This window comes from Labrys wisconsinensis, assembly GCF_030814995.1.
Classification (GTDB): Bacteria; Pseudomonadota; Alphaproteobacteria; order Rhizobiales; family Labraceae; genus Labrys; species Labrys wisconsinensis.
The window spans coordinates 1-17887 of the sequence record NZ_JAUSVX010000037.1 but is presented as its reverse complement, the minus strand read 5'-3'; the positions used below and the strand labels follow the sequence as shown (position 1 = coordinate 17887).

Sequence of the window (17887 nt, the reverse complement as noted above, 5' to 3'; positions counted from 1 at the left end):
GATCCACCGAGAACTCCACATCCGTCAGCGCCTTGATCGCTCCAAAACTCTTCGAAACCTTGCGAAGGTCGAGCAACGCCATCGATCTTCCTCCCTCATTCCTTCGCCGGCTCAGTCGATCCGAAGCCAGCTGCGGGTCCGCGAGGAGGCGATCGCGGCATCGATCACCTTCTGGATCTCCCAGGCCTCTCGGAAATCCGGCCCGCGCCGCTCGCCGCCGGCGATCGCCTCCAGGAACTCCGCCACCTCGATGGTCTTGAGGTCGTTGAACCCGAGCTGATGCCCTGGCGCGACGCAGAACAGGCCATAGGGATGGTGCGCCGGCCCGGATTCGATCCGCACGAAGCCGCCATGCCTGATATCCCCGCCCGCGCGGTAGAAGGCGAGCTCGTTCAGGCGCTCCTGGGTATAGGCCAGCGATCCCTTGGTGCCCGCCAGCTCGAAGCCGAGCTGCATCTTGCGGCCGATCGCCGCCCAGTTCGCTTCGATCGTGCCGCCGCAGCCGCGGGCGAAGCGCACGGTGAGGCGGGCGATGTCGTCGACCTCGACGGCGCGCCGCTCCGCCGCACCGGGCGCTACCGGCCGGCTCTTGACCACGGTCTCCAGGTCGGCATGCACCTCGGCGATCGGGCCGAGCAGGAAGCGCGCCATGCCGACGATATGGCTGCCGATGTCGGCGATGGCGCCGCCCCCGCCGCTCGGGTCGCACCGCCAGCTATAGGGCGTCTCGGGGTCGGCCATGTAGTCCTCGGCATGGATGCCGCGGAAGCCGGTGATGTCGCCGAGCTCGCCGGCGGCCACCATGTCGCGCGCCAGCTTCAGCATCGGGTTCTTGATGTAGTTGTAGCCGACCTGGGTGACGATTCCGGCGGCCTCCGCCGCCATCATCATGTCCCGCGCCGCGCCGGCGTCCGGCGCGATCGGCTTCTCGCAATGCACGTGCTTCCCGGCCGCGATCGCCGCCAGCGCCATCTCGCGATGCATCACGTTCGGCGTGGTGATCGAGACGATGCCGATGGCGGGGTCTTCGACGAGGCTGCGCCAATCCGTCCGCCAGTTGCGGAAGCCGAGCTGCCCGGCGGCCCGCTCGGCCGCGGCCCCGTCGATGTCGGCCACCGCCTGCAGCACCGGGCGCGGCAGGCCGGGAAAGATCCCCGACACCGCCCGGTAGGCAAAGGCATGGGCCTTGCCCATGAAGCCGGTGCCGATGATGCCGACGCCGATCTCGCGCATGTCGCTCATGTCCTCTTGCTCAAACCGCGACGGCGCGGCCGGTCAGCGCCGAGTCCAGCGCGCAGTCGGCGAGGCGCAGCGCCTGCCGCCCGTCCTGCGGCGTGACCGGCATCGGCGCGCCGGCCTCGACCGCCTCGGCGAACGCCTCGAACTCGTCGCGATAGGCCTCGGCATAGCGCTCGAGGAAGAAGTCGAGCAGCGGCTCGCGCATGTCGGTGGCGTCCTGGCGCCAGCGCCGGATCGTGGTCGGCCGCAGATTGTCGTTGAGCAGCATGCCGGCCGAGCCGAACACCTCGAAGCGCTGGTCGTAGCCATAGACCGCCGCGCGGCAGCAATTGATGTGGCACTGGCGCCCCGAGGCGGTGCGCATCTGCACCATGACCGTGTCGAAGTCGTCGACGGCGCGCATCAGCGGCTCGTCCACCAGGCGGCTGCCGGTCGCCATGACCTCGACAGGCTCCTCGCCGAGCAGCCAGCGGGCCATGTCGAAGTCGTGGATGGTCATGTCGCGGAAGATGCCGCCGGAATGTTCGAGATAGCCGCGCGGCGGCGGCCCGGGGTCGCGGCTGGTGATGACGACCTGCCTGATCTCGCCGATCTCGCCGGCGTCGATGGCGCGGCGCATCGCCCGGGTGCTCGGATCGAAGCGCCGATTGAACGCCAGCATGACGCGCCCCTTCAGGCGCTCGACCTCGGCCACGGCAGCGTCGGCCCTGGCGATGTCGAGGTCGATCGGCTTCTCGCACAGCACCGCCTTGCCGCGACCGGCGGCTTCCAGCATCAGCGGCACATGGGTGTCGGTCGGCGTGCCGATCACCACGGCGTCGACGTCGTCGCGCCCGATGGCGGCAACGGGATCGAGCATGGCCTCGCAGCCGAGCCGGCCGGCGAGGTCCGCGGCGGCGCTGCCGAAGGGGTCGGCCACGGCCACCAGCCTGGCGCGCGGGCTCGCGGCGGCGTTGGCGGCGTGGATCTTGCCGATGCGTCCGGCACCGAGGACTGCGACCCGCAACATGGCAACTCCGGTCTGGTTCGACGAGGATGGTTTCATGGACGGCCCAACGCCTCGCGGCGGCCGGGCATCCCTTCCAGCTTGATCGTGGTGTCGGTGGATCAATCGCGGCGCTGGGCGCACCGGCGGCCTGTCCCCCCTGGTTCCGGCTGCTTCTGCAGCTCTCGATCGCTTCTGCAATACATATTCCAATAAATCAGAATATGCAACGATAATTGCCAAGGCTTTCGTGTCAGGCCTGCATCTGCCGGCGCCCGGCGGGCGGAAGGCTGGCGGCGTTGACCACCAGGGCCGGGTCGAGCCGGCCGGCGAAGAAGTCGAGGATGTTCTGCGCCGCCGCCACCGACATGCGCGCGGCGCATTCGCGGGTGAGGGAGGCCGAATGGGGACTGAGCACGACGCGGTCGCTGCCGAGCAGCGGATGGTCGGCCGGCGGCGGTTCGCCGGCGAAGACGTCGAGCCCGGCGCCGGCGAGGCCGCCTTCGGCGAGCGCGGCCGCCAGCGCCGCCTCGTCGACGAGGCCGCCGCGCGCCGTGTTGACCAGGATTGCCGTCGGCTTCATCCGCTTCAGCTCGGGCGCGCCGATCAGCACGCCGTCGCCGCCGAGCGGCACATGGAGCGAGACGATGTCGGCCTCCCCGAGCGCGGCGTCGAGCGCGGCGGCCGGCTCGGCGCCGGCGGCGCGGATCGCCGCGGCGCCGACGAAGGGGTCGTGCACGAGAACACGCATGCCGAAGGCCTCGGCCATGCCGGCGACGCGGCGGCCGATGCGGCCGAAGCCGACGAGGAGCAGCGCCTTGCCGGCGAGCTCGAAGGCTTCGAAGCCGTTGCGGCGGGCCCAGCCCGCCTGCCGCGTGGCCGCGTCGAGGACCAGCGCGCGCTTGGCCAGGGCGAGGATCAGCATCATCGCGTGCTCGGCGACCGGCTGCGAGTTGACGTCGCCGACGATCGCCAGCGGGATGCTGCGCCGGTTGAGCGCGGCGACGTCGACGGCGTCGAAGCCGACGCCGTGGCGGGAGACGAAGGCGAGGCGGGGCGCCTCGTCGATCACCGCCGCCGGCATCGGCTGGGTGCGGATCAGCACCGCGTCGGCCCGGCCGACCAGCGGGGCATAGGATTCGGTCGAGACCGCCTCGACGACGTCGAGCGTCACCCCGGGCGCGGCGCGCAGCAGCGCCAGCCCGGCCTCGTGGATCGCCCCGGCCACCAGCACATGCGGCATCAGTAGCCCCCCGCAGCTTTGCTGTCGGGCCCCGCAGCTTTGCTGTCGGGCCCCGCCGCTGTGCGATCGGGCCCCGCGGGCATCTCGCCGATCAGCTTGCGCGTGGCGGCGACGCTCGCCTGCGCCGCGCCGGCGAGCAGGCGCACGTCGTTGGAGATGGTGACGAGGTCGAAGCCCCAGCCGATAGCCCGGGCCGCATAGGCCGGCGTGCCGTTGTGCAGGCAGGCGCGGATGCCGGCGCCGTGCGCCTTGGCGAGGATGGTCCGGATCGCCTCCACCATCTCCGGCTCCTCCCGGTCGAAGCCGGTGGGATAGCGCCGCCCGGTCAGCCCCAGGGTCAGGTCGGCCGGCCCGATATAGACGCCGTCGAGGCCGGGGGTGGCGACGATGGCGTCGAGATTGGCCATGGCCTCCGCCGTCTCGATCATCGCCAGGCACAGCACCTCGCGGTCGGCATGCTGGCCGTAATCGGCGCCGGCGGAAAAATTGGCCCGGATCGGGCCGAAGCTGCGCACGCCGGCCGGGGGATAGCGGACATAGGAGACCAGGCGCGCGGCCTCCTCCGATGTGTTGATCATCGGGCAGATCACGCCATAGGCGCCGGCATCGAGCGTCTTCATGATCGCGGCCGGATCGAGCCAGGGCACGCGCACCAGCGGCGTCACCGGGCTCGTCCGCATCGCCTGCAGCATGGTGGTGGCCGCCTCGTAGCCGACCAGGCCGTGCTGCAGGTCGATGGTGAGGCTGTCATAGCCCTGCGCGGCCATGATTTCGGCGGTGAAGGGGCAGGCCATCGCCAGCCAGCCGTTGAGCACGGGCTCGTCGGCGGCCCATTTCGCGCGAATGCCGTTGGGTATCATGACGATGCGTCCCTCAGACCACGACCTGGGCAAGCTTGACATTGAGGAAATCGAGGATGCCCTCGCTGCCGCCTTCCCGGCCCATGCCGCTCGCCTTGATGCCGCCGAACGGCGCCTCGGCCGCGGCGAGGGCGAAGCTGTTGATGCCGACCATGCCGGATTCGATCCGCCCCACCGCCTCGCGCATGCGGGCGGGGTCGCGGGTGAAGACGTAAGCCGAGAGGCCGAACTCGCCGGCATTGGCGCGGGCATAGGCCTCGTCCGCCGTCGAGAACGGAGTCACTGCCGCGATCGGCCCGAAATTCTCGGCCGCCAGGGCCAGCGCCGCGTCGGGCAGGCCGGAGAGCACGGTGGGCTCGAAGAAGAAGCCCTTGTTCTGCCCGGGCGGACGGCGGCCGCCGGTCTCGATGCGGCCGCCATGCTTCTGCGCGTCGGCGACCACCGCCTCGATAGCGTCGACCCGGCGCTGGTTGATCAGCGGGCCCATCTGCGTCGCCTCGTCGAGGCCGTGGCCGAGCCGGAGCGCCGCGGCCCGGCGCACGAAGCCCGCGACGAAGCGGTCATGCAGCTCTTCCTGCACGTAGAAACGGTCGGGCGTGACGCAGACCTGGCCGGCATTGGCGAACTTGGTCGGCACGACGAGGTCGAGCGCCGCTTCCAGGTCGGCGTCGCCGAACAGGATCATCGGCGCATTGCCGCCGAGCTCCATGCTCACCCGCTTCAGCGTCGCCGCGGCGTCGCGGATCATCTGCTGGCCGACCGCGGTCGAGCCGGTGAGGCTGATCTTGCGCACGGCGGGGGAGGCCATCAGCGGGCCGTAGGTCGTCCCGGCCGGCCCGATCACCAGGTTGACCACGCCCTTCGGCACGCCGGCTTCGCGCAGGCACTCGACGATCAGCATGGCGGTGCCCGGCACCTCGCGCGAGGGGCGCACGATCACCGAACAGCCCGCCGCCAGCGCCGGCGCCACCTTGCGGGCGATCAGCACGGCCGGAAAGTTCCAGGCGGTGAAGGCGGCGACGACGCCGACCGGCTCGTGCAGCACCTCGATCCGCCCGCCCGGGGCCCGGCTCTCGACGATGCGGCCATAGATGCGGCGCGCCTCCTCGGCGTGCCAGCGGAACTGGTCGAGGGAGAGCGCCCATTCCCGCCGCGCCTGGGCCAGAGGCTTGCCGGTCTCCAGCGTGATGCGGCGGGCCGCCTCCTCGGTCCGTGCCCGCATGGCGTCGGCGGCGGCGTGCAGCGTGTCGGCGCGGGTCCAGGCCGGCGTCGCCCGCCAGAGCTTCAGGCCGCCCTCGGCCGCGGCGATCGCCTCCTCGACATCGGCCGCGCTCGCGGCGGGGACGCTGCCGATCGCCTCGCCGGTGGCGGGGTCGACCACGTCGAGGCGGCCCTCGCCGCCCTCGGCGCGCCAGGCGCCGTCTATGAACAGGCCGAATGTGTCGTACATCGCAGGCGGTTCCGTCGGGTTGCAGGCGCTGCAACGATCGTTGCACAATGGGGACGGACGCACGCCGTCGCCTCCCCGGGGTTCGGCGCTGTGCCCGCGCCTTTCAGCAATCAATATTGCATTGAAGGCGATTGTGCAATAAAAATTCCAAAGCCGCAGGCCGCGGCTGGCGAGGGCGGGGAGCGCGATGCCGAAGACGAGCGGCGGCAAGGCCGACCCGGTCCCCGGGAACTACGAGGGGATCGTCAACCGGATCACCCGCGACTATGCCGGCCTCTCGGCCGGCTTCCAGCAGATCGCGCGCTTCCTCACCCAGAATCCCAATGTGGTAGCGCTGGAATCGATCAACGCCGTCGCCGCCAAGTGCGGCACGCACCCTTCCAGCCTGGTGCGCTTTGCCCAGGCCTTCGGCTATTCCGGCTTCAAGCAGCTGCAGGCGGTGTTCCAGACGCGGCTCGCCACCGCGGCGCCGGGCTTTCGCGAGCGCATCAGCGCCCTGGAGGGCGAGCTCTCGCGCAACGAGGACCACGGCAATCTCGGCTATCTCCGCGACCTCGTTGTCCGCGACATCGCAGCTCTGCAGGATCTGCTCGAGGGCGTTCCCGAGGAGGCGCTGGCCGAGACGGCGCGCCGCCTCGCGGGGGCGCAGACCGTCTATATCGCCGGCCAGCTGCGCTCCGAGCCGATCGCCTCGTTCCTGCGCTACCTCCTGGCCATGCTGCACCGGCGCGTCGTGCTGCTCGACCCGGCCGGCGGCCTCGCCCAGGAGATGGCCACCACCATGGGCGGCGGCGACGTGCTGGTGGCGATCGCCTTCCGCCACTATGCCCAGGAAGTGGTGGCGATCGCGGACGTCGCGACCGCGAACGGCACGCCGATCATCGCCATCACCGACAGCCAGCTCTCGCCGCTGGCGCGGGATGCGCGCGTGCTGTTCACCGTGCCCGAGGACGAGTACACCTTCTCCCGCTCGCTGGCGGCGCCGATGTGCCTCGTTCAGTGCATCGCCGTCGCCACGGCGGCGGTGCTGCAGCCGAGCCGCGGCGCCGCGCCCCGCATCCCGACGGTCACCGGCATGGCCCATGACCGGGCGGTGCAGGGCCGGCGCGCCAGGCCGGCGAAGGAGCGGGTGCCCTGAGTGCTTGCAATTTCTCTTGCTAGATTCGTAGATCTGCAATAAATTTTCCAAAAAGCGCGGCGGCTCGCGAGGGCCCCGCTTCAGGGAGGAAGGCGCATGTCGACCATCCGCTGCACCATGGCTCAGGCCGTGGTCCGCTATCTCGTGAACCAGTTCACCGTCGTCGACGGCGAGCGCCTGCCGCTGTTCCCTGGCGTCTTCGCCATCTTCGGCCACGGCAACGTCACCTGCCTGTCCGAGGCGCTGGAGGCGGTCCAGGACGTGCTGCCGACCTGGCGCGGCCAGAACGAGCAGTCGATGGCGCTGGCGGCGATCGGCTTCGCCAAGGCCCGGCGGCGGCGCCAGATCATGGTCGCCGCCACCTCGATCGGCCCGGGCGCGCTCAACATGGTGACCGCCGCCGGCGTCGCCCATTCCAACCGCCTGCCGGTGCTGCTGTTCTCCGGCGACACCTTCGTCAACCGCCGTCCCGACCCGGTGATGCAGCAGGTCGAGCATTTCGGCGATCCCACCATCAACGTCAACGACGCCTTCAAGGCGGTGACGCGTTACTGGGACCGCATCGTCCATCCCGAGCAGATCATCTCGTCGCTGCCGCAGGCCGTCGCCACCCTGCTCGATCCCGGCGATTGCGGCCCGGCCTTCATCGCCCTGCCGCAGGACGTGCAGGAGATTGCCTGGGACTATCCCGCCGCCTTCTTCGAGGAGACCGTCCACGTCGTGCCGCGCCCGCGCGCCGACCGCGACCGCCTCGCCGAGGCGGTGCGCCTGCTGACCGGGGCGAAGCGGCCCCTGATCATCTCCGGCGGCGGCGTGCGCTATTCCGGTGCCGAGGACGTGCTCGGCGCCTTCGCGGCCGAGCACGGCATCCCGTTGGCCGAGACCATCGCCGGCAAGGGCGCGGTGACGCATGACCATCCCGCCCATGTCGGGCCGATCGGCATCGTCGGTTCGACCTCCGCCAATGCGCTGGCCGCCGAGGCCGACGTCATCCTCGCCGTCGGCACGCGGCTGATGGATTTCACCACGGGGTCCTGGACCTGCTTCTCGCCCGAGGCGAAGTTCGTCTCGATCAACGCCGCCCGCTACGATGCCACCAAGCACCGGGCCCTGGCCATCGTCGCCGATGCCCGCGAGACCATCGAAGAGCTGTCGGCGGCGGTGAAGGACTGGAAGGCGGATCCGGCCTGGACCGAAAAGGGCCGCCTCGAATTCGCCCGCTGGAACACCATGCTGGACGGCTTCCAGAAGCCGACCAACGATCCCGTCCCGACCTATGCCCAGGTGGTCGGCGTGGTCAACGCCAAGGCCGGCGAGCGCGACCTCCTGATCGCCGCCGCCGGCGGCCTGCCGGGCGAGGTGATGAAGAACTGGCGCGTCAAGGCGCCGAACACCTTCGACTGCGAGTTCGGCTTTTCCTGCATGGGCTACGAGATTGCCGCCGGCTGGGGCGCGGCCATGGCCGACCCGACCCGCACGCCGATCGTCATGATCGGCGACGGCACCTACATGATGATGAACTCGGACATCTATTCCTCGGTCCTGTCCGGCCACAAGCTGATCATCGTGGTCTGCGACAATGGTGGCTATGCCGTCATCAACCGGCTGCAGAATGCCAAGGGCGTGCCCTCCTTCAACAACCTGATCAGGGATTGCCAGGTGAAGGAGCCGTTCTCGGTCGACTTCGCCAAGCATGCCGAATCCATGGGCGCCTTGACCCGGCATGTCGAGAGCCTGGCCGATCTCGACCGGGCGCTCGACTGGGCCAAGACCACGGACCGCACCACGGTCATCTCGATCGTCTCCGACGCCTTCACCTGGACGCCGGGCGATGCCTGGTGGGATGTCGGCGTGCCGGAGGTCAGCGAGCAGGCCGGCGTGCGCGAGGCCGGCGAGGCCCAGCGCCAGGGCCGCAAGAAGCAGCGCGTCGGCGTCTGACGCCATTTTCCGGAGATGACGATGAAAGCCAAACTCGGCATCGCGCCGATCGCCTGGTGGAACGATGACCTGGCGGAGCTGAGCGACGACGTCTCGCTCGAGGAATGCCTGCGGCAGGCCGGCGAGGCCGGCTTCACCGGCATGGAGACCGGCCGCCGCTTTCCCATGGACCCGGCCGTGCTGGGGCCGATCCTGAAGGCGCACGGCATCAGCGTCTGCGGCGGCTGGTTCTCCGGCCTGCTGCTCGACGGCGACATCGAGACGGAGAAGGCGCGCATCGCCGCCCAGATGCAGCTGTTCAAGGCCATGAATGCCCCGTGCATCGTCTATGGCGAGACGGCCGGAACCATCCAGGGCGACCGGTCGGCACCGCTCGCCACCAAGCGCAAGCTCTCCGAGGACGAGGTCAGGGCCTACGGCGCCAAGATGACCGCTTTCGCCGAATGGTGCGCCGGCGAGGGCATGCCCATCGCCTATCATCATCACATGGCCGCCCCGATCGAGACCGAAGAGGAGCTCGATCTCCTGATGCGCCATTCCGGCCCGGCCCTGCGGCTGCTCTACGACGCCGGCCACATGGCCTTCGCCGGCGGCGACGTGCTGCGGGTGATCGAGAAGCACCATGCCCGGATCAGCCATGTCCACACCAAGGACATCCGGCAGGCGGTGGTGGACGGGCTCGACCGCACCCGGGAGAGCTTCCTCGACGCCGTGGTCAAGGGCGCATTCACGGTGCCGGGCGACGGCTCGCTCGACTTCGTGGCCATCGTCCAGCGGCTGGCCTCCTACGGCTACGAGGGCTGGTTCGTGGTCGAGGCCGAACAGGATCCGGTAAAGAGCCCGCCGCTCGAGATGGCGAAGATCGGCCATAGGGAATTGCTGCGCGTCATGGCCGCGGCCGGCTATACCGTGGAGAACTGAAATGAGTGGATTGCAGGGGAAAATCGCCGTCGTCACCGGCGGCACACAGGGGCTGGGCGCGGCCATCGCCCGCCTCTTCGCCGAGCGCGGTGCCGCGGGCCTCGTCATCTGCGGCCGCTCGCGCGACAAGGGGCAGGCCAAGGCGCGGGAGATCGAGGATGCCACGGGCGCGAAGATCGTGTTCGTCGCCGCCGACCTCGGGGTGGTGGAGGATTGCCGCGCCGTCATCGCCGCCGCCGACACGGCCTTCGGGCGCGTCGACGCGCTGGTCAACGCCGCGGGGCTCACCGATCGCGGCACCATCCTCGACACCTCGCCCGAGCTGTTCGACCGGATGTTCGCGGTCAACGTGCGCGCGCCGTTCTTCCTGATGCAGGACGCGATCAAGCTGATGCGGCGCGAGGCCGTCGCCGGCACCATCGTCAACATCGGCTCGATGTCGGCCAAGGCCGGCCAGCCCTTCATCTCCGCCTACTGCGCCTCCAAGGGCGCGCTGGCGACGCTGACCCAGAACACCGCCTATACCGTTCTGCGCAACCGCATCCGCGTCAACGGCCTCAATATCGGCTGGATGGCGAGCGACGGCGAGGACCGCATCCAGCGCGAATATCACGGCGCCCCGGCCGACTGGCTGGCTGCGGCCGCCGCGGCGCAGCCCTTCGGCCGGCTGATCGATCCGCAGGAGGTGGCGCGGGCGGTGGCGTTCCTGTCCTGCGACGAGTCGGGCCTGATGACGGGATCGGTGGTCAATTACGACCAGTCGGTCTGGGGCGCCTATGAGTCCTCGCCGCAGCCGGCAGCGCCGATCTGAGGGCTGAAGGCGCACTTCTTCGGCAAGCTGGCGCTGACCTTCTGTTGGCGGGCGTCTGCACACAAGTGCGCTGCGCTTTCCGCCGTCATGGCCGGGCTCGTCCCGGCCATCCCTAGCGAAATCAAATTCGATTTCGCGGGGAACGCGACATGAGCCTGTGTTCGCGTGGATGGCCGGATCAAGTCCGGCCATGACGGACCGCCTTGCTTATCCCCGAACGACGCCTTGCATCAGATGCGCGATTTCTCAGAAAGATCGGAAAAATTCCTGATCCTGACCGTGTGATCGGCGAAGCGCGCGACGATTTCGAGTTCGCCGCCCATGGCTTCGATGAAGCGGCGGAGCGTGCTGACATACATGTCTGCCCGCTTCTCGATCTTGGCGACGGAGCCTTGTCCGATCTGAAGCGTCTGGCCGATCTCGTCCTGCGAGAGCCTGAGGGCGCGGCGCACCTCCGCCAGATCCATCTCATCGCCGAGACGCGCAGCCTCGGCCTCGACTGCTGCGCTGGCCTCAGGCGACATGCGAGCCCGAAGCTCCGCGAATGAATGCCTACCGGCCATCGTCCTTCTCCTTCTTCAGTTCGGTCAAATGCTCGTCGTTGGTGTATGCGACAAGCCATTCCATGGCGGAATAGTATTCCTTGAAGGGAATGTGCGCGAGAGAGCGGATATGTGAAAGCGCCCGCCAGCCGGCGGGCGCTTCATTGATTCGGCCGCGGAACCTCACGCCTTGAAGAAGGCCAGCAGGTCCGGGTTGATGACGTCGGCGTGCGTGGTCGCCATGCCGTGCGGGAAGCCCTTGTAGACCTTGAGCTCGCCCTTCTTCAGGAGCTTGATCCCGAGCAGGGCGGAATCGGCGATTGGCACGACCTGGTCGTCGTCGCCGTGCATCAGCAGCACCGGCACGTCGATAGCCTTCAGGTCCTCGGTGAAGTCGGTCTCCGAGAAGGCCTTGACGCAGTCGTAATGGGCCTTTGCGCTGCCCATCATGCCCTGGCGCCACCAATTGTCGATCACGCCCTCGGAGACTTTCGCGCCCGGCCGGTTGAAGCCGTAGAACGGCCCGGCGGGAATGTCGCGGAAGAACTGCGCCCGGTTGGCGGCGACGCCGGCGCGGAACCCATCGAACACGTCGAGCGGCAGGCCGCCGGGATTGGCCGGCGTCTTCAGCATGATCGGCGGCACCGCGCCGATCAGCACCGCCTTGGCGACGCGGCCGCCGCCGCCATGGCGCGCGACATAGCGGGCCACCTCGCCGCCGCCGGTGGAATGGCCGACATGGATGGCGCCCTTCAGGTTCAGATGCGCCGCCAGGGCGGCGACGTCGGCGGCATAGGTGTCCATCTCGTTGCCGGTGTCGGTCTGGCTGGAGCGGCCATGGCCGCGCCGGTCATGGGCGATCACCCGGTAGCCCTTGTCGAGGAAGAACAGGAGCTGGGCGTCCCAATCGTCGCTGCTCAGCGGCCAGCCATGGTGGAAGACGATCGGCTGCGCCTCGCGCGGGCCCCAGTCCTTGTAGAAAATCTCAACGCCGTCCTTGACGGTGACGATGCCGCTGCCGGCGTGCTGCGACGGCGCCGCCTTGGCGGCCGCGGCAGGCTGGACGAGAGAGGGCGCGGCCACGGCGACGAGGCTCAGGCTGGCGGCCATGACGGTCCGGCGGGAAAGGTCGTTCGACGTGTCCATCTCGGTCTCCTGATATTGATATCGCGATAATCAGTATCGCGATATGAGGTCGATACGGCAATTCGAAGCTCCTGTCCACGGCAATCTGTATCGCGATATCATTTTTTGTGGTATGGGAATTCCCGGACACCGGTCGGATGGTGTCCGCCTGAAGGACTGTCCCGTGCCGCTTCCCCTGGACGACCAGATCTGCTTCACCCTCTATGCCACCAGCATGGCCATCACCCGCACCTACAAGCCGATGCTGGATGCGATGGGCATCACCTATCCGCAATATCTCGTGCTCAACGTGCTGGGCGAGACCGACGGCGCTACGATCGGCGCTATCGCCGGCCGGCTCGACCTGGAATCGAGCACGGTGACACCGCCGGTGAAGCGACTGGAGCAGGCCGGCCTGGTGACGCGCCAGCGTAGCCACGCCGACGAGCGTCAGGTGCAGGTGCGGCTGACCGAGGCCGGCCGGGCCCTGCTGGCGCAGAGCAAGTGCCTGGGCGAGACCCTGATCGAGCGCTCGGGCATGACGCTGGCCGAAATCGATGGCCTGAACCGCGGGGTCCAGGCGCTGCGCGATGCCCTGGGTAGCGAGCAATAGCCTGCGGCCTGCAGCATAGCGGCAGCCTTCAATATAGATCTTATATAAATCCCAATAATACCAACGTTGTTTGTAAAAATTTCGCGGATATTACGTAGAGGTAATTTGTCGGTAACCAGCGCCTCCGAATATTCGTCGCCATAACGCCGCAGGGACAGTCTTCAGGCCGCCGCCGCCGCGCCGGCCGCCGTCGCCTGCTGGGCTGGCGAGGGAGGTCGCGGGATGCTGATGGTCTCAACCCGGAAGGTCTGGGAGGCCGGCGCGAAGCTCGCAGCCCTGGACCGGGCGCTGGCCGTGATCGAGTTCGACCTCGCCGGGACCGTGCTCACCGCCAACGAGAATTTCCTGAGGGCGATGGGCTATGCCCTGCCGGAGGTCGTCGGCAAGCACCACAGCCTGTTCGTCGACCCTGCCTACGCCCACAGCGCGGAGTACAAGGCGTTCTGGGATCGGCTGCGGGCCGGCGAGTTCCAGGCCGCGCAGTTCCGGCGCCTCGCCAAGGGCGGCCGCGAGGTCTGGATCGAGGCCTCCTACAACCCCGTGCTCGGGCGTGGCGGCAAGCCCATCAAGGTGGTGAAGGTCGCCACCGACATTTCACGCCAGAAGGCCGAGGACGCCGAGCGGGCCGGCCAGGTCGCCGCGATCCGCAAGTCGCAGGCGGTGATCGAGTTCGCGCTCGACGGCACCGTCCTCGACGCCAACGCCAATTTCCTCGACGCCATGGGGTACTCGCTCGAGGAAGTGCGGGGGCGCCATCATGCCATGTTCGTCGAGCCGGCGCAGCGCGACAGCCAGGACTATGCCCGCTTCTGGGCGGCGCTGCAGCGCGGCGAATATCAGGCCGGACAGTACAAGCGCCTCGGCAAGGGCGGCCGCGAGGTCTGGATCGAGGCCTCCTACAATCCGATCCTCGATGCCGCGGGCCGGCCGCTCAAGGTGGTGAAGTTCGCCACCGACATCACCGCGCAGGTCAGGCTCCTCGCCGACCTGCAACGCCTGATCGACCAGAACTTCACCGAGATCGACCTGGCGGTCGGCCGATCGGCCGACCAGTCGAGCGCCGCCATCGAAGCGGCGCATGCGACCAGGGGCACGGTCCAGACCGTGGCCGCCGCGGCGGAGGAGCTGGCGGCCTCGGTGGCGGAAATCGCGGAGAGCATGGCCAAGTCGCGGGCGGCCACCGACAGCGCCTTCGAGCACGTCGCCGCCGCCGGCGACTTCACCCGCCGCCTCTCCGCCGCCGCGGCCGCCATGGGCGGCATCGTCGGGCTGATCCAGAGCATCGCGGCGCAGATCAACCTGCTCGCCCTCAACGCCACCATCGAGTCGGCCCGGGCCGGGGAGGCCGGGCGCGGCTTCGCCGTGGTCGCCCAGGAGGTCAAGACCCTCGCCAACCAGGCGGCCAAGGCCACCGAGCAGATCGGCGCCGAAATCAACGGCGTCCAGACCATTGCCGGCGAGGTGGTGGCCGCGCTCGACTCGATCCGCGGCTCCGTCGACATCATGCGCAGCACGGTCGTCGCCACTGCCGCCTCGGTGGAGGAGCAGAGCGCGGTGACGCGCGACATGTCGGTGAACATGCAGGGCACGTCCCAGGCCGTCGCCACCATCTCCGACAGCATCGCCTCGATCTCGGCGGCCGTGACCCAGGTCTCCGGCGCGGTTGCCACCACCCGCGAGGCGGCGAAGGTGCTGGCGCGGTGAGAGGCCCGCCTCAGATTTCTCCCGACACCTCGCGCCGGCGCCGGTCGAGCTCCTCGCTGCAGCGCCGGAGCGTGTGGCTTTCGGTGGGGAGCTCACCCGCTTCGCCGCCGAGCGTCCCGCCATCTCGAGCGCGAACACGCCGTGCTGGTCGCCGCAGCATTTTCGGGAGGACGGTCGATTGACAGCCAAGCTCTCGAAACATAGATATCTCCTCGGAGGCTTTGTAGGCGGAAACGCACGCATTGCCTTTTTTCATATCGGGTTCAGGCCGGCCGGCCTCAGGTCCCGGATATGTTTGAATCCCCAGATCTTCTCTCCACCTTCGGTCTCCCGGCTGAAGCGGAGACGTTTCACGCGGTCTGCCAGGCGTGCCAGTTCAGGCCTTGCCGGCAACGTCATCCCGTTCAGTCGAAGGCCCCAGCTGATCACATAGGCAACAATGTCGGTCAGTTGAATCAGCGTCGTCAGGTCGCTGTGGACGAAGAATGGCTCCGGAATGATGAGCCGTGACCGTGCCCGACCGTTGCGAGTCCTGATAAAATAGTTCGAGACCTGCCCAAGCAGCACATGACTTCGTGCCTTGTCGAGTTCGTCGAAAACGAGCTAACCCATCGGATCGTCGGGCGATCCATTCAGAAAATAGTAGAAGCGTTCAAAGAGGAATGCGTAATCCTTGCGCATGGCGTCGTCATCTGGCGGACGCGGCGCTTCCTGGGGAACCATTGTGGCAAAGGCTTGTGCGCCATGGCTATGGGCAAGCTCGAGCGCAAACTCGCAATAGGCGATTTTCGCCTGCGCAAGCGCGGTCAATCGCTCGCGCGTCACCGCTGTTCCGTCGAGAAGAATCTCGCGCGACAAGCGGGCGCGAATGTCCGCTGCGAGCGACGGCAACTGGCCCGCGTGTTTGAAGGTCTTGGTCTTGATGAGGTCCTTGGCCTTGGCTTCCTGGCCATAGGCCTGAAACAAACGCATTCCAAAGATGTGCGCCTGTGCATCCGAAAGTTGCCGGATCAGTGGCCAGATTTTGCGGTCCTCAATCGCAACGCCTGCCAGGACTTCATATGGTGAATTGCGCCGATCTTGACCGGATTCATCAATGAACAGCGCCCAGCTCATAGAGCCCCCATCCTCCCGCGTTGATGGATCATTGCGATATTGATGTGCATTGTGCAACCGGCGCGCGGTCCTGGCTCGGGGCTTGTCGCCGTGCATCGAGGCGTCCTCGTCGCCCTGACGTCACCGCTTTAAATCTCTCCCGACACCTCGCGCCGGCGCCGGTCGAGCTCCTCGCTGTAGCGCCGAAGCGTATGGCTCTCCGTCAGCAACCCGATCACCCGTTTCGCGGCGGAGCCGTCGACCACGGCCAGCGCCTCGCTCTCGGTGCGGTCGAACACCGCCATCGCCTCCTTGGCGTTCATCTCCGGCGTGAGCGCCTGGTCGCGATAGTGCAGCAGGGTGTCGAGCCGGGTGGCCTCGGCGGCCTGGTCGAGGGCGGCGTCGAAGGCTTCCGGGATCAGCACGATGCCGGCATAGCGCTCGGCCTGGTCGACGACGACGACGCGCTGGCCCGAGCCGAGCGGAAACTTGCGGCGCAGCATGGCCACCGTGGTGTCGTCGCGCACGATGCGGGGGTCGCGCCGCATCATCTGGCCGACCGTGAGGGTGCGGATCCAGCCGACGTCGTGGGCGCTGCGGATGTTTTCGCCTCTGAGGTGGAAGCGCCAGGTGGCGAAGGAATAGCCGAAGGTCTTGCGCACCGTCACCGAGGAGGCGACCACCGCCACCAGCACCAGCACGGTGATCGGGAAGTCGCCGGTGAGCTCCAGGGCGAGAAAGGTCATGGTCAGCGGGCCGCCGATAATGGCGACCGCCAGCGCGCTCATGCCGACGATGGCGTAGACCACCGGCGTCAGCGTCGCCGTGTGGAACAGGAACGGCGCCAGCGCGGCGTAGAGCTTGCCGATCAGCGCACCGAGGAACAGCGAGGCGAAGAACAGGCCGCCGCGGAAGCCCGAGCCGATCGAGATGGCCGAGGCGACCGATTTGAGGAGGATCAGGGCGAGCAGGGCGGCCGGGGCAGCCGCCGTGTCGAGGTTGAGGTGCAGCGCGCCATGGCCGGCCGAGAGCACCTGCGGCGAGACGAGCGCCAGGGCGCCGACCGCGGCGCCGCCGATCAGCGGGCGCAGCGCCGGCGGCACCACGCTGCGGCGGGCGAGGCTCTCGACCAGCGTCACGCCCTGCATCACCAGGATGCCGAAGCCGGCGCAGACCACGCCGAGGCCGAAGGCGGCGGCATAGTCGGCATCGACCACGGCGCCGAGGCTGCCGACATCGATCAGGAAGGCGCGGCCGACGATCAGGCGCGCCGTGAAGGTCCCGCACAGCGCCGCCACCACCACCGGCGTCAGGGTGGCGATCGAATAGGTGCCGATGATCAGCTCGAAGGCGTAGAAGGCCCCGGTCAGCGGCGCGTTGAAGGCGGTGGCGATCGCCGCGGCCGCGCCGCAGCCGACCAGGGTGCGCATGTCGCCCCGCCGCATCTCGAAGGCGAGGCCGACGCGCGAGGCGATGCCGGAGGAGATCTGGGTATAGCCCGCCTCGAGGCCGACGGAGGCGCCGAAGCCGTTGGAGATGAGGTTCTGCAGGGCGACCAGCAAGCTGTCGGTCAGCGACATGCGCCCGCCATGCAGGGCGTTGGCCTCGATCGGGTCGACCGCGACGCGCTTGCGCCAGCGGGCCGAGGCGAACAGCAGCACGCCGAGCAGGGCCCCGCCGACGATCGGTGCCAGCAGGGCGATGTGCGACGGGATGAACTCGGTCCCGCTCAGGCGCTCGCCGTCGGGGAGACGGAAGATGAGCTCGTGCATCCCCTGCGCCGCCAGGCTCATGCCGGTGACGGCCAGGCCCGCCAGGACCCCGATCGCCGCCGCGATGACGATCAGGCCGAGCTCGCCGGCCCGGACCATGGCGCGGAGCTTGCGGGCCGGGACGATCCATGGCCGGAGCCTGGACCGGGAGCGGCGGGGCGGGGGCGGAGACATCAGGGAGGCGGAGCCGGCGGTCGGTTCGATGTCCCCAAGCTTGAAACCCGATCGCGGCCGCGGATGCAAGGCTCGGGGCGACACCCGGTGCTCATGGCGCGCCGGATGTGCCGATTTCGCCGGGGTCGAATGGGAGAAGCGCGGCGCGGCCCCGAGCAACGCGCAAAGCCTTCTCCACGAAGTGGCTGTTTGATTCACACATCGCAGCAATCGAGCGATCTATTCTGGATGGGCGTGTTACTCCCATGACCTGCGTGGGATGGCGTTGTGTGGCATC

15 protein-coding genes and 1 pseudogene are annotated in these 17887 nt (G+C 68.6%); 6 read left to right on the top strand and 10 right to left on the bottom strand.

Going from position 1 to position 17887, the window contains the following annotated elements; genetic code table 11:
- Positions 1–111: 111 nt before the first annotated feature.
- The 5 genes from QO011_RS42125 to QO011_RS42105 all read right to left on the bottom strand — a co-directional run bounded on the left by QO011_RS42125 (position 112) and on the right by QO011_RS42105 (position 5777).
- Positions 112–1242 (bottom strand): Gfo/Idh/MocA family protein, encoded by a 1131-nt coding sequence (locus QO011_RS42125; protein ID WP_307286667.1) that lies wholly within the window; start codon positions 1240–1242, stop codon positions 112–114.
- A 10-nt stretch (positions 1243–1252) separates the two neighbouring features.
- On the bottom strand, positions 1253–2248 hold the full coding sequence (iolG, locus tag QO011_RS42120; RefSeq protein WP_307286665.1) for an inositol 2-dehydrogenase: 996 nt from the start codon (positions 2246–2248) through the stop codon (positions 1253–1255).
- A 229-nt stretch (positions 2249–2477) separates the two neighbouring features.
- Entirely contained in the window at positions 2478–3467 is a 990-nt protein-coding gene (locus tag QO011_RS42115) for an NAD(P)-dependent oxidoreductase (protein WP_307286663.1), read from the bottom strand.
- Positions 3467–4327 carry an HpcH/HpaI aldolase family protein gene (locus QO011_RS42110; protein ID WP_307286661.1) on the bottom strand — a complete coding sequence of 287 codons (861 nt, stop codon included), beginning with the start codon at positions 4325–4327 and terminating at the stop codon, positions 3467–3469. Before QO011_RS42110 ends, QO011_RS42115 begins: the two co-directional genes overlap by 1 nt.
- Positions 4328–4340: 13 nt before the next feature.
- Positions 4341–5777 (bottom strand): NAD-dependent succinate-semialdehyde dehydrogenase, encoded by a 1437-nt coding sequence (locus QO011_RS42105; protein WP_307286659.1) that lies wholly within the window; start codon positions 5775–5777, stop codon positions 4341–4343.
- Between the two features lie 187 nt (positions 5778–5964).
- Here QO011_RS42105 and QO011_RS42100 point away from each other — a divergent pair, with 187 nt between their 5' ends.
- The 4 genes from QO011_RS42100 (at position 5965) to QO011_RS42085 (ending at position 10585) form a co-directional block, all read left to right on the top strand.
- Positions 5965–6915 carry a MurR/RpiR family transcriptional regulator gene (locus QO011_RS42100; RefSeq protein WP_307286657.1) on the top strand — a complete coding sequence of 317 codons (951 nt, stop codon included), beginning with the start codon at positions 5965–5967 and terminating at the stop codon, positions 6913–6915.
- A gap of 96 nt (positions 6916–7011) precedes the next feature.
- Positions 7012–8853 carry a 3D-(3,5/4)-trihydroxycyclohexane-1,2-dione acylhydrolase (decyclizing) gene (gene iolD, locus QO011_RS42095; protein WP_307286655.1) on the top strand — a complete coding sequence of 614 codons (1842 nt, stop codon included), beginning with the start codon at positions 7012–7014 and terminating at the stop codon, positions 8851–8853.
- Between the two features lie 21 nt (positions 8854–8874).
- On the top strand, positions 8875–9774 hold the full coding sequence (gene iolE / locus QO011_RS42090; RefSeq protein WP_307286653.1) for a myo-inosose-2 dehydratase: 900 nt from the start codon (positions 8875–8877) through the stop codon (positions 9772–9774).
- Between the two features lies 1 nt (position 9775).
- A complete protein-coding gene (locus QO011_RS42085; RefSeq protein WP_307286651.1) occupies positions 9776–10585 on the top strand; it encodes an SDR family oxidoreductase in 810 nt (269 codons plus the stop codon).
- A gap of 230 nt (positions 10586–10815) precedes the next feature.
- On the opposite strand, the gene QO011_RS42080 is transcribed toward QO011_RS42085, so the two are convergent.
- Positions 10816–11109: an XRE family transcriptional regulator gene (locus QO011_RS42080; protein WP_307286649.1), complete on the bottom strand. Its 294-nt coding sequence runs from the start codon at positions 11107–11109 to the stop codon at positions 10816–10818.
- Between the two features lie 201 nt (positions 11110–11310).
- Positions 11311–12273, bottom strand: coding sequence for an alpha/beta fold hydrolase (locus QO011_RS42075; protein ID WP_307286648.1), 963 nt, complete (start codon positions 12271–12273; stop codon positions 11311–11313).
- Between the two features lie 163 nt (positions 12274–12436).
- Here QO011_RS42075 and QO011_RS42070 point away from each other — a divergent pair, with 163 nt between their 5' ends.
- Positions 12437–12865, top strand: coding sequence for a MarR family winged helix-turn-helix transcriptional regulator (locus tag QO011_RS42070; protein WP_307286646.1), 429 nt, complete (start codon positions 12437–12439; stop codon positions 12863–12865).
- Between the two features lie 228 nt (positions 12866–13093).
- Positions 13094–14569: a methyl-accepting chemotaxis protein gene (locus tag QO011_RS42065; RefSeq protein WP_307286669.1), complete on the top strand. Its 1476-nt coding sequence runs from the start codon at positions 13094–13096 to the stop codon at positions 14567–14569.
- Between the two features lie 252 nt (positions 14570–14821).
- On the opposite strand, the pseudogene QO011_RS42060 reads toward QO011_RS42065, so the two are convergent.
- The 3 genes and pseudogenes from QO011_RS42060 to QO011_RS42050 form a co-directional block, all read right to left on the bottom strand.
- Positions 14822–15685 (bottom strand): annotated as a pseudogene (locus tag QO011_RS42060) (DUF3800 domain-containing protein).
- A 128-nt stretch (positions 15686–15813) separates the two neighbouring features.
- Entirely contained in the window at positions 15814–17610 is a 1797-nt protein-coding gene (locus tag QO011_RS42055; RefSeq protein WP_307286643.1) for a chloride channel protein, read from the bottom strand.
- A gap of 91 nt (positions 17611–17701) precedes the next feature.
- A partial coding sequence (locus QO011_RS42050) for a hypothetical protein (RefSeq protein WP_307286642.1) occupies positions 17702–17887 on the bottom strand: 186 nt, incomplete at its 5' end.